This is a genomic window from Pseudomonas sp. FFPRI_1, from assembly GCF_055384485.1.
The window spans coordinates 3,666,279-3,678,275 of sequence record NZ_AP029168.1; the positions used below are offsets into that span (position 1 = coordinate 3,666,279).

Annotated in this window: 11 protein-coding genes; 6 read left to right on the top strand and 5 right to left on the bottom strand. The window is 64.8% G+C overall.

Features of this window, described 5'->3' with window-relative positions; all coding sequences use genetic code 11:
- Positions 1 to 10: 10 nt before the first annotated feature.
- Positions 11 to 1,165 carry an efflux RND transporter periplasmic adaptor subunit gene (locus ACZ5BO_RS16435; protein ID WP_025128354.1) on the bottom strand — a complete coding sequence of 385 codons (1,155 nt, stop codon included), beginning with the start codon at positions 1,163 to 1,165 and terminating at the stop codon, positions 11 to 13.
- Between the two features lie 202 nt (positions 1,166 to 1,367).
- On the opposite strand from ACZ5BO_RS16435, the gene ACZ5BO_RS16440 reads away from it, so the two are divergent.
- The 5 genes from ACZ5BO_RS16440 (at position 1,368) to nudC (ending at position 6,350) form a co-directional block, all read left to right on the top strand.
- Positions 1,368 to 2,069, top strand: coding sequence for a response regulator (locus tag ACZ5BO_RS16440; RefSeq protein ID WP_025128355.1), 702 nt, complete (start codon positions 1,368 to 1,370; stop codon positions 2,067 to 2,069).
- A gap of 4 nt (positions 2,070 to 2,073) precedes the next feature.
- Positions 2,074 to 3,378, top strand: coding sequence for an ATP-binding protein (locus ACZ5BO_RS16445; protein WP_464701070.1), 1,305 nt, complete (start codon positions 2,074 to 2,076; stop codon positions 3,376 to 3,378).
- 378 nt (positions 3,379 to 3,756) lie between these two features.
- Entirely contained in the window at positions 3,757 to 4,533 is a 777-nt protein-coding gene (locus tag ACZ5BO_RS16450; RefSeq protein ID WP_464701072.1) for a class I SAM-dependent methyltransferase, read from the top strand.
- A 167-nt stretch (positions 4,534 to 4,700) separates the two neighbouring features.
- On the top strand, positions 4,701 to 5,513 hold the full coding sequence (locus tag ACZ5BO_RS16455; protein WP_464701074.1) for a crotonase/enoyl-CoA hydratase family protein: 813 nt from the start codon (positions 4,701 to 4,703) through the stop codon (positions 5,511 to 5,513).
- Between the two features lie 6 nt (positions 5,514 to 5,519).
- On the top strand, positions 5,520 to 6,350 hold the full coding sequence (nudC, locus tag ACZ5BO_RS16460) for an NAD(+) diphosphatase (protein WP_025128359.1): 831 nt from the start codon (positions 5,520 to 5,522) through the stop codon (positions 6,348 to 6,350).
- On the opposite strand, the gene ACZ5BO_RS16465 is transcribed toward nudC, so the two are convergent.
- Positions 6,318 to 7,097, bottom strand: a complete 780-nt coding sequence (locus tag ACZ5BO_RS16465) for a TSUP family transporter (protein ID WP_025128360.1) — start codon at positions 7,095 to 7,097, stop codon at positions 6,318 to 6,320. The genes nudC and ACZ5BO_RS16465 overlap by 33 nt on opposite strands.
- Before the next feature lie 605 nt (positions 7,098 to 7,702).
- Positions 7,703 to 8,938 (bottom strand): acyl-CoA dehydrogenase family protein, encoded by a 1,236-nt coding sequence (locus ACZ5BO_RS16470; RefSeq protein WP_464701077.1) that lies wholly within the window; start codon positions 8,936 to 8,938, stop codon positions 7,703 to 7,705.
- Between the two features lie 356 nt (positions 8,939 to 9,294).
- On the opposite strand from ACZ5BO_RS16470, the gene sfnG reads away from it, so the two are divergent.
- Positions 9,295 to 10,389 (top strand): dimethylsulfone monooxygenase SfnG, encoded by a 1,095-nt coding sequence (gene sfnG, locus ACZ5BO_RS16475; RefSeq protein WP_025128362.1) that lies wholly within the window; start codon positions 9,295 to 9,297, stop codon positions 10,387 to 10,389.
- Between the two features lie 411 nt (positions 10,390 to 10,800).
- Here the strand turns inward: sfnG and ACZ5BO_RS16480 are convergent, their stop codons facing one another.
- Positions 10,801 to 11,280 (bottom strand): nuclear transport factor 2 family protein, encoded by a 480-nt coding sequence (locus tag ACZ5BO_RS16480; RefSeq protein WP_025128363.1) that lies wholly within the window; start codon positions 11,278 to 11,280, stop codon positions 10,801 to 10,803.
- A 58-nt stretch (positions 11,281 to 11,338) separates the two neighbouring features.
- On the bottom strand, positions 11,339 to 11,902 hold the full coding sequence (locus ACZ5BO_RS16485) for a TetR/AcrR family transcriptional regulator (RefSeq protein ID WP_025128364.1): 564 nt from the start codon (positions 11,900 to 11,902) through the stop codon (positions 11,339 to 11,341).
- Positions 11,903 to 11,997: the final 95 nt, after the last annotated feature.

Sequence of the window (11,997 nt, forward strand, 5' to 3'; positions counted from 1 at the left end):
GTTGTACTACCTACTGGCCAGGGTTCTGGACGGACGCAAGGGGGCTGTCATCGATCTCGACCGGCGCGCCCGGGCGGGCATGCTGCAGGCCTTCGACGACGATGCGGTCGCCGGGCTTGAGGCCTTCGGTGACGATCCAGCGGTCTTTGAGCACACCACCCAGTTGCACCGGGTGTTGCACCACCTGGTTCTGGGCATCCACCAGCAGCACCTGGGCGATCCCCGCGCTGTCGCGCTGGATGGCCCGCTGCGGCACGCTGATGCCTTGCTGGTTGACGGCCTGCTCCAGGCGCACACGCACGAAGCTGCCGGGCAGCAGGTCGAGGTCCGGGTTGGGGAACTCGCTGCGCAGGATGATCTGCCCGGTGCCGGGGTCGACGCTGATGTCGGCGAACAGCAGCTTGCCCGGCAACGGGTAGAGGCTGCCGTCATCCTGGATCAGGGTGGCCTTGGCCTGGTCCTTGCCGACCTGCTGCAACTGTCCGGCACGCAAGGCTCGGCGCAGCTCGTTGAGTTCGCGGGTCGACTGGGTCAGGTCGGCGTGGATCGGGTCCAACTGCTGGATCAGCGCCAGGGGCGTGCTTTCGTTCTGGCCTACCAGGGCGCCTTCGGTGACCAGGGCGCGGCCGACACGCCCGGAGATCGGTGCAGTGACCGTGGCATAGCCGAGGTTGAGCCGGGCCCGCTGTACGGCTGCCTGGTTGGCGGCGACGTCCGCGGCGCTCTGGCGCGCATTGGCCCGGGCGTTGTCGTAGTCCTGGCCACTGATGGCGTGCTCGGCGATCAGCTTGGAGTAGCGCTGTTCTTGCAACTGGGCCTGGAAGGCCACGGCTTCGGCCTTGCGCAGGCTGGCCAGGGCGCTGTCGAGATCGGCCTTGAAGGGCGCCGGGTCGATGCGAAACAGCACGTCGCCCTGCTTGACGTCGGAGCCCTCGCGGAAGGTGCGCTGCAGCACCACCCCGGCAACCCGGGCGCGGACTTCGGCGATCCGCGGTGCGGCGATGCGCCCGCTGAGTTCGCTGGTGATCGACAATGCCTGGCTCTGGATCGTCTCGATCCGCACCTTGGCCGGCGGTGGTGCCTGTTCGCCCTCGTTGTTGCCACAGGCGCTCAGCGCCGCTGCCAGAACAATCAGGCAGGCTGGCGCAAAGAGTTTATTCGACATGCTGATACCCCAATAATGACCTCGGCATGCTAAGGGCATGGGTCAAGGCCCGCTGTGAAGCTGTGTAGGTGCTGTGTGAAAAAGTGTGAAGCGGGCGCGCCGCCATGGCCAGTGTTGTATATCCTTGGCGACTTGCTGGTGGTGCCCGGTGCTTTATAAGGGACGCCGGCGCTCTGTATTTCTTCAATAAAGACCCCATGTCATGCCCAACATCCTTCTCGTCGAAGACGACACCGCGCTCTCCGAACTGATCGCCAGTTACCTGGAGCGCAATGGCTATCAGGTCAGCGTGATCAGCCGTGGCGACCAGGTGCGGGAGCGGGCCAGGGCCACGCCGCCGGACCTGGTGATCCTCGACCTGATGCTGCCGGGCCTGGACGGCCTGCAGGTCTGCCGGTTGCTGCGCGCCGACTCGGCCACCTTGCCGATCCTGATGCTGACGGCCCGCGATGATAGCCACGATCAGGTCCTGGGTCTGGAAATGGGCGCCGACGACTATGTGACAAAACCTTGCGAACCGCGAGTGCTATTGGCTCGGGTCCGTACGTTGCTGCGCCGCAGCAGCCTCAGTGAACCGCAGACCGCCAGCGACCAGATCCTCATGGGCAACTTGTGCATCGACCTGTCGGAGCGCACCGTGACCTGGCGCGAGCAGCTGGTCGAGCTGTCCAGTGGCGAGTACAACCTGCTGGTGGTACTGGCCCGGCATGCCGGTGAGGTCCTGAGCCGCGACCAGATCCTCCAGCGCTTGCGAGGCATCGAGTTCAACGGCACCGACCGCTCGGTGGACGTGGCGATTTCCAAGCTGCGGCGCAAGTTCGACGATCACGCCGGCGAGGCCCGCAAGATCAAGACGGTGTGGGGCAAGGGCTACCTATTCAGCCGTTCCGAGTGGGAATGCTGAGACCATGCTGCGCATCCTGGTCCGGTTGTACCTGATCACCATCGTTGCGTTCAGTGCCTCGATCTACTTGATTCCCGACCTGGTGATCAAGGTCTTCCACGAGCGTTTCCTGGACTACAACCTGGACCAGTCCCGCGGGCTGCAGAGCCTGATCGTCAAGCAGTTCCGGGCTATGCCGGCGGTGCAGTGGCCGGCCCTGGCGGCAGAGATGGACCAGGAGTTCCACCCGTTGCAAGTGGCCCTGGTGCGCATCGACGACCCGGACTTCAGCAGCTACGAGCGTGAGCGCCTGCAGCGCGGCGAGAAAGTTGTGCGCCTGGGGGACTGGGGTTGGCGCACCCTGGCGGTGTCGCCGCTGGACGAGCAACTGGCGGTCAAGCTGGTGGTGCCGCCGGATCCGCTGGACGTCAACCTGCTGTACTGGAGCATCAACGTGCTCATCGTCGCGGTACTGCTGGCTTGCCTGCTGCTCTGGGTCCGGCCCCACTGGCATGACCTGGAGCGCCTCAAGCGCACCGCCGAACGCTTCGGCAAGGGCCACCTGAGCGAGCGCACGCAACTGTCCGCCCGCTCCAACATCGGCAGCCTGGCCCATGTCTTCGACACCATGGCCGGGGACATCGAGAACCTTCTCAACCAGCAGCGGGACCTGCTCAATGCGGTGTCCCACGAGTTGCGCACGCCCCTGACCCGGCTGGACTTCGGCCTGGCCCTGGTGCTCTCCGACGACCTGCCGGCCGCCAGCCGCGAACGCCTGCAAGGGTTGGTGGCGCATATCCGCGAACTGGATGAACTGGTGCTGGAGCTGCTGTCCTACAGCCGCCTGCAGAACCCGGCCTGCCTGCCGGAGCAGGTCGAGGTGTCCCTGGACGAGTTCATCGACAGCATCCTGGGCAGCGTCGACGACGAACTGGAATCGGACATCGTCATCGATGTGCTGCTGCACGGCACTCTGGAGCGTTTCACCCTGGACCCGCGCCTGACCGCCCGAGCCCTGCAGAACCTCTTGCGCAACGCCACCCGCTACTGCGAGAAGCGCATCCAGGTGGGGGTGCTGGTGAGCGATGAGGGCTGCGATATCTGGGTCGACGATGACGGCATCGGCATTCCCGACGACGAGCGCGAGCGGGTGTTCGAGCCGTTCTATCGCCTGGACCGCAGCCGCGATCGTTCCACGGGCGGTTTCGGCCTGGGCCTGGCCATCAGCCGTCGGGCCCTGGAGGCCCAGGGCGGGACCCTGACGGTGGAGGCCTCGCCCTTGGGCGGCGCGCGTTTTCGCCTGAGCCTGCCGCCCGCGCCCAGAGTCTGACTCCACCGCTCACGCCCGTAGGAGCCGGCAGCTAGACCGTGCCGTCCCCCGTAGGAGCCGGCTTGCCGGCGAAGAGGCCCTTGAGTCTTGCATCGCCCGTGTGGACGCCTTCGCTGGCAAGCCAGCTCCTACAGCAGTCAGACAGACCGTGCCGTTCCCCGTAGGAGCCGGCTTGCCGGCGAAGAGGCCTTTGAGCCTTGCATCGCCCGTGCGGACGCCTTCGCTGGCAAGCCAGCTCCTACAGCTGTCAGATAGTCCGTGCCGTTCCCCGTAGGAGCCAGCTCCTGCAGCGGGGGCAACTGACAGGAATTTCATGCGGTCTGTTGGCGGGCACGGTTTATCCTGATCGCCACTCACCCGCAATGAGGAGGTTCATTCATGAACGAGCAGGCGATTCATCATGCTGCGGCCGACGGCTATCAACAGGCCGCCGATACCTATGTGCGAGGGCGGCCGGACTATCCCTCAGCCCTCGACCCCTGGCTGCGGGAGACGCTGGGCCTTGAGCCGGGCAGGGTGGTGGTCGAGCTGGGCGCCGGCACCGGCAAGTTCACCGGCCGCCTGCTGGCCACCGGGGCCCAGGTGATCGCCGTGGAGCCGGTGGCCGAGATGCGCGCCAGGCTCGCCGCGGCCTTGCCTCTGGCCCAGGCCTTGGACGGCAGCGCCGAGGCGATTCCCTTGCGCGATGCCTCGGTGGATGTGCTGGTCTGTGCCCAGGCCTTCCACTGGTTCGCCAGCAACGCGGCGCTGGACGAGATCCACCGGGTGCTCAAGCCCGGCGGCAAGCTGGCCCTGGTCTGGAACCTGCGCGATGCCCGGGTGCCCTGGGTGGCGCGCCTGGACGGCATCGTCAATGCCTTGCAGGGCGATACCCCGCGCTATTACACCGGCGCCTGGCGCCAAGTCTTTCCCCACCCGGGATTCGGCCTCCTGCAGGAGCAGCACTTCAGCCAGGGGCACAGCGGCTCGGTGGAAAACGTGATTTTCAATCGTGTGCGCTCCACCAGCTTTATCGCCGCCTTGCCCGAGGCCGAGCGCCAGGCCGTGGACCGGCAGATTGCCGCACTGATCGACAGCGAGCCGCAACTACGCGGCCGGGCCGAAGTGACGGTGCCCTACGAGACCGCCGCCTTCCATTGCGTAAAGCCGGGCTGAGCCCTGTCGCCGCAACAGGGCTGGGCCGCACGCCAGCCCGCAAGGTCACAGGCAGCTGCCGGGGGGATGGGCCAGTCCCGCTTTTGTCCAATGCGCAGCCTTACGGCTCGCCGCTGCCCCTTGCTATAGTTCGGCCCTCATTTTCTGCCCAGTAAAGGATCACTGCCATGACCGAATACCAAGCCTTTCGCGTCGAACTCGTCGACAACATCGCCCATGTGCAGATCAACCGTCCGGAAAAGATCAACGCCATGAACGCCGCGTTCTGGAGCGAGATCGTCGAGATCTTCCAATGGATCGACGACACCGATGCGGTGCGGGTGGTGGTGCTGAGCGGCGCGGGCAAGCATTTCTCCTCGGGCATCGACCTGATGATGCTGGCCGGCGTGGCCAACGAGCTGGGCAAGGACGTGGGCCGCAATGCTCGCCTGCTGCGGCGCAAGATCTTCCAGCTGCAGGCTTCCTTCAATGCCGTGGACAATTGTCGCAAGCCGGTGCTGGCGGCGATCCAGGGCTATTGCCTGGGCGGTGCCATCGACCTGATCAGCGCCTGCGACATGCGTTACGCCGCCGACGATGCGCAATTCTCGATCAAGGAAATCGATATCGGCATGGCCGCGGACGTCGGCACATTGCAACGTTTGCCACGTATCATCGGCGACGGCATCCTGCGTGAGCTGGCCTACACTGGGCGCACCTTCGGCGCCGAGGAAGCACGCCGCATTGGCCTGGTCAACCGTACCTACAGCGATGCCGCAAGCCTGCTGGACGGGGTCATGGAGATTGCCCGGGAGATCGCCGCCAAGTCGCCGATCGCGGTCAGCGGCACCAAGGAAATGCTCAGCTACATGCGTGACCACCGGATTGATGACGGCCTGGAATATGTCGCCACCTGGAACGCTGCCATGTTGCAGTCCAACGACTTGCGCGTGGCCATCGCCGCCCACATGAGCAAACAGAAACCCGAATTCCTGGATTGATTGACGATGATTGAACGCTGGACCACCGCAGTACTCGACACCGACCTTCCCGGCGGCTGGGCCGTGGCCCGCGGCCCGGACGGTTTTCTCTATGACGACAACGGCGCGCTGTTCCCCCGGCACTGGCTCAAGGGCCAGGACCTGCCGCTGCTGGCGGAACACGGCATCGGCCACCTGGATGGCGAGCCGGTGTACCTGCTGGAGTTGAGCGCCCGCGCCGAAGTGCCGGGCTGCGGCTGGAAAGGCCTGCGGGCCTTCATGCTGGAGGGCGATCACACCCTGTACAAGGTTCTGGGCTATGCCGCGCAGATCGGCACCTGGGCCCGAGAGCATCGTTTCTGCGGCAGTTGCGGGCGGCCCATGGCCCAGGTGCCGGGGGAGCGGGCGATGTATTGCCAGCCTTGCGATCTGCGCAGCTACCCGCGCATCTCGCCGAGCATGATCGTGTTGATCACCCGCGGTGACGAAATCCTCCTGGCCCGTTCGCCGCGCTTCGTCACCGGGGTCTACAGCACCCTGGCAGGCTTTGCCGAGCCCGGCGAGTCGGCGGAGGATTGCCTGATTCGCGAGGTGCGCGAAGAGGTGAGCATCGAGGTCACGAACATCCAGTACGTGGGCAGCCAGTGCTGGCCGTTCCCCCATTCGATGATGCTGGGCTTTCATGCCGAATACGCCGGCGGCGAGATCATCCCCCAGGAAGACGAGATCGAGGACGCCCAGTGGTTCAGCGTGCATGCGCTACCGCCGTTGCCGGCCTCGCGCTCGATTGCCCGCTACCTGATCGATCTCTATGTGGCGCGCCGCCTAGGCCACGCTGAACCAGTGCTGCCAGGCTAGGCGCACGGTCAGCCCGAGGACCACGGTGATGAACACCGGGCGAATGAACTTGGCGCCACCGCTGATGGCGGTGCGGGCGCCGAAGAAAGCCCCGACCATCACCGACAGGCCCATGCTCAGGCCGATGATCCAGTCCACCTGCCCGGAAAAGATGAACACCGACAGCGCCGCGATGTTGCTGACGAAGTTCATGCTGCGGGCCACGCCGCTGGCCTTGACCAGGTCGATGGGGTAGAGCAGCAGGCTGCTCACCGTCCAGAAGGCCCCGGTGCCTGGGCCGGCCACGCCGTCATAGAAGCCCAGGCTGAAGCCCTGGCTCGATTGCCATTTCTTCTTGATCGGGGCATCGCTGTCCAGCGGCGCCTTGGGCGTACCGCCGAACAACAGGTACAGGCCACAGGCGAAGACGATCACCGGCAGCATCTTGTTCAGCCATTCCGCCGGCAGGTAGTGGGCGACGATGGCCCCGGTCAGGGCGCCCACCAGGGTGCCGACGATGGCGTGGGTCCACTGCCGGGGGTGGAACAGCTTGCGCCGATAGAAGGTGAAACTGGCGGTGGCCGAGCCGAAGGTCGAACTCAGTTTGTTGGTGCCCAGCACCAGGTGCGGCGGCAGGCCAGCGGTGAGCAGGGCTGGGGTGGTGAGCAGGCCGCCGCCGCCGGCGATGGCATCGATGAAGCCGGCGATGAAGGCCACGAGGGCGAGAATGGCGAGGGTGGTCAGGTCTACGCTGAGTTCGAAAGGCATGGGGTCGGCTTATTTCGGCGAGAAGCGCAAAGGGGGCTGCGCGAAAGTGCGACATATTACCTGCAACCCCGCCCGCTGCGCGACCGCCACGACCTTGGTCTGATGCCGCTCCCCGAGTGCGGCGTCCGTCTGGATGACGCCTTCGCTGGCAAGCCAGCTCCTACGGGGCGGTACACCGAAATTTCGCTGTAGGAGCCGGCTTGCCAGCGAAGAGGCCCCCGAGCCGGGCGCCCATCCGGATGATGCCTTCGCTGGCAAGCCAGCTCCTACAGGGCGGTGCACCGAAATTTCGCTGTAGGAGCCGGCTTGCCGGCGAAGAGGTCCCTGAGCCGAGCGCCCGTCCGGATGACGCCTTCGCTGGCAAGCCAGCTCCTACGGGGCGGTGCGCCGAGATTTTACTGTAGGAGCCGGCTTGCCGGCGAAGAGGCCCCCAAGCCGTGCGCCCATCCGGATGACGCCTTCGCTGGCAAGCCAGCTCCTACGGGGCGGTGCGCCGAGATTTTACTGTAGGAGCCGGCTTGCCGGCGAAGAGGCCCCCGAGCCGAGCGCCCATCCGGATGACGCCTTCGCTGGCAAGCCAGCTCCTACAAGGGCTGTGCCTGAGGTCAGCGCTGGGGGCCGTTGCCGATCTGCCAGACAAAGGGCGGCTCGTTGCCGTTGATCTGCCAGTCGCCGACGATCCGCGCCTTGTAGATCACCGGGTTGTGCGAGGACAGGGTGCGGGCGTTGCGCCAGTGCCGATCCAGGGCCTTGCCCTGGCGAATGTCCGACGCCCCCAGGGCATTGAACAGTTCGCTGGTGGCGCGCTGGATCAGCTCGGTCACGGCCACCTGGGCCGTGGCCGACTCGATCTCCGCCGCCACGTTGGCTGCGCGTTCCCGCTGTTCATCCCCGGCAAAACGCGCAAGGTAGGCCCGTTGCGTCGGTGCTGCGGCGCGCAGTGTCGCAGCCTCGGCGGCGTACACCAGGGCGCCAATCTCGCCCACCACCTGCTGCACCTGGGCATCGGCGCTGACCCGTGAGGCGTTGCCGTGGCTGTAGACCCGCTTGCGTTCGCGCACTTCATGGGCCACATCGCGCAGGGCCGCGCGGCCGATGCCGGCCAGGGCCGCCAGCAGCACCAACTGGTAGAACGCGGTCTGGTATTTGAAGCGGGTGGCAAAGTCGATGATGTTCTCGGCGTCCACCTCGGCATCCTTGAAGCGCGAGGTGCCGCTGCCCGTGGTGCGCTGGCCGAAGCCGTCCCAGTCGTCACTTTGCTCGATGCCCGGCTGGTGGGTACGCACGGCGGCGATCACGTCGCCCCCGGTATCGCTGCGTCGGGCATAGACGTCGATCCAGTCGGAGAACAGGCTGCCGGTGCTGTAGAACTTTTCGCCGTTGAGGCGCCATTTCTCACCAAAGGGAGAGACTTGGGTGTTCACCTGGCCAATTTCCACCGCGCCGATCTCGGTCCAGGCGCAGCCGACGATGTCGCCTTCGACAAAACGCTTGAACCACAGGTCTCGGGCTGGGCCAGGCGGGGCATTCAGGCGGTCTTCGACAAAGGCGAAGTGGCCGCGCAGGGCCTGGGGCAGGTTGGCGTCGGCCTCGGCCAGTTCAATCAGCAACTGAAACAGCTGGGGCAGGGACGCGCCGCCCCCGCCATATTCCACGGGCACTCGCAGCGCACCGAAGCCTGCCGCCTTGAGCCACTTTATGGGTTCATGGGGCAGGTTGCGCTGCTGCTCGCGCTCCAGGGCGCCGGCGGCAATGCGCTGGAAGATCGGCCGAAACCCTTCAGCCAGGGCTTCGTAGTCGACGCCTACGGAGAGCGGGTTGATTACCTGATGTTCAGTCATGGTGTGGCTCCTGAGTGCGGCAGAAAAGAACAGTGCTGGCCGAAGCTGATTGCACACAGCATGCCGACTGGTGAAGGGGCGGTTTGCCTGGGGCCGAGGGCGCTTGATCCGCGAGCAACTGTTGCCCTGGCAACAGCCCATCAGCAAATCACCTGTTTTTTCAGGTTTTCAGGCGTTTCTGGCGCTAGCCCCTAAATGGGGGGAGCCGCCTTGCAGAGGCGGCTGTCGTTGAGCATCACGGCAGGGCCCGCGGGGCTTGCGGGCAGTCGCCCTGGGCTGCCTGGGGGCGGATGCGCGGGGCTGGCACGCTTGCTGCTCTGCTCCTTGCACCTTATCTGCGTCCCGAGGACCAAACCATGAGTCAGCAAGCCGTGAAATTTGCCTACTGGGTGCCCAACGTCAGCGGCGGTCTGGTGGTGAGCAAGATCGAACAGCGTACCCACTGGGGCATCGACTACAACCGCAAGCTGGCGCAGATCGCCGAGCAGGCCGGCTTCGAGTACGCCCTGACGCAGATCCGTTTTACCGCGGGCTACGGTGCCGAGTACCAGCATGAGTCGGTCGCCTTCAGCCATGCGCTGCTGGCGGCCACCCGCCAGCTCAAGGTGATTGCGGCGATCCTGCCCGGTCCCTGGCAGCCGGCCCTGGCGGCCAAGCAGTTGGCGACCATCGACCAGCTGACCGAGGGGCGGATCGCGGTGAACATCGTCAGCGGTTGGTTCAAGGGCGAGTTCCAGGCCATCGGCGAACACTGGCTGGAGCATGACGAACGCTACCGCCGTTCCGAGGAGTTCATCCGCTGCTTGCGTGGGGTCTGGAGCCAGGACAACTTCACCTTCAAGGGCGATTTCTACCGTTTCGACAACTACAGCCTCAAGCCCAAGCCCCTGGGCCAGCCGGAAATCTTCCAGGGCGGCAGCTCGCGAGCGGCGCGGGACATGGCAGCCAGGGTCTCGGATTGGTACTTCACCAACGGCAACAGCGTGGAGGGGATCAAGGCCCAGGTCGATGACATCCGCGCCAAGGCTGCGGCCAACCAGCATTCGGTAAGGATTGGCGTGAACGCTTTCGTGATTGCCCGGGACACCGAAGAGGAGGCGCGGGCGGTGCTGGCGCAGATCATCGACCAGGCCGACCCCGAGGCGGTCAATGCCTTTGGCGATGCAGCGAAGCAGGCAGGCAAGGCCTCACCGGAGGGCGAGGGCAACTGGGCCAAGTCGAGTTTCGAGGACCTGGTGCAATACAACGACGGCTTCAAGACCAACCTGATCGGCACCCCCCAACAGATAGCCGAGCGGATTGTCGCCTTGAAGGCGGTGGGGGTGGATCTGGTGCTGGCGGGCTTCCTGCATTTCCAGGAAGAGGTTGAATATTTCGGCAAGCGCGTACTGCCGCTGGTGCGCGAACTGGAAGCCCAGGCCCGGCTCAAGGACCAGGAAGTTGCCGCCTGAAGCGATCCGCCCCGGGCCGGGCTTGTCAGACTTACAGACGCCTTCGCTGGCAAGCCAGCTCCTACGGGGTGGTGGTTGCGCGAGCTATCTGTAGGAGCCGGCTTGCCGGCGAAAGGGCCCGAAAGCCTGGCGCAAGACTTACAGACGCCTTCGCTGGCAAGCCAGCTCCTACGGGGTGGTGGTGGCGCGGGCTATCTGTAGGAGCCGGCTTGCCGGCGAAAGGGCCCCAAAGCCTGGCGCAAGGCTTACAGACGCCTTCGCTGGCAAGCCAGCTCCTACGGGGTGGTGGTTGCGCGGGCTATCTGTAGGAGCCGGCTTGCCGGCGAAAGAGCCCGAAAGCCTGGCGCAAGACTTACAGACGCCTTCGCTGGCAAGCCAGCTCCTACAGGGGGTGGGTGTTGCGCGGGTCGGTTACAGGCCCAGGTCGGAAAGGCCCGGGTGATCATCCGGGCGGCGGCCCAGGGGCCAGTGGAACTTGCGTTCGCTGGCCTTGATCGGCATGTCGTTGATGCAGGCGAAGCGATGAGCCATCAGCCCTTGCTCATCGAACTCCCAGTTTTCATTGCCGTAGGAGCGGAACCAGTTGCCCGAGTCGTCATGCCATTCGTAGGCATAGCGCACGGCGATGCGGTTGTCGGTGAAGGCCCAGAGCTCCTTGATCAGCCGGTAATCCAGCTCCTTGGCCCATTTGCGAGAGAGGAAGGCCTTGGCTTCCTCGCGGTTGTGGGCGAACTCGGCGCGATTGCGCCACTGGGTGTCCAGGGTGTAGGCCAGGGATACCCGCTCCGGGTCCCGGGAATTCCAGCCATCTTCGGCCAGGCGAATCTTTTCAATCGCCGACTCGCGGGTGAAGGGGGGAAGCGGCGGGCGCAATTGTGGGTTAGATGACATGACCTGTCTCCAATGAAAGTTGCTGTTCAAACAAAAAAGTTACTCTTGTTTAAAACAATCAGAGGTCCAATAACTTACGCGCCATGCATTGCGCATTATCAGCAGCACAGTGATCGCCCATGACAAGGGCAACGGTAATGGCGCCATCGATCAGAATCAGCAGTTGGGCCGCCAATTGCGAGGGATGTTGCGCGCCATGGTCCTGGCAAAGCTCGCGCACATAGTCGAGCAGGTTGTGTTTATGCTGTTTCGCCACCAGGCGCACCGGGTCCAGGGGATCACCGGTTTCACCGCTGGTGTTGATAAAGGCGCAGCCGCGAAATCCTTCGGACTCGAACCACTCCCCGAGCACGCTGAACAGCGCCAGCAGTCGCAGTGCCGGGGTCGCGGCCTTGCCTACCTCGTTCTTGTACCAGTGCATCCAGCGTCGGTCGCGCCGTTCGAGGGCGGCCACCACCAACTCGTCCTTGTTGTCGAAATAGCGGTAGATGCTCTTTCTCGATACCCCGGCGGTTTTCACCAGAAGATCCATGCCAGTGGCGGCTATGCCGTTCTTGTAGATCAGCTTCTCGGTAACGTCGAGGATGATGTCGCGTGTTTCTGAGGGAATGATTTCGTTCATGCGAGCAAGAGTAGAACGATCGTTCTCCTTGGTCAACAACGATTATTTATCCTGGCTCGGGACAGGTTGGCGTGATGCGCCGCCAGCAACTCATG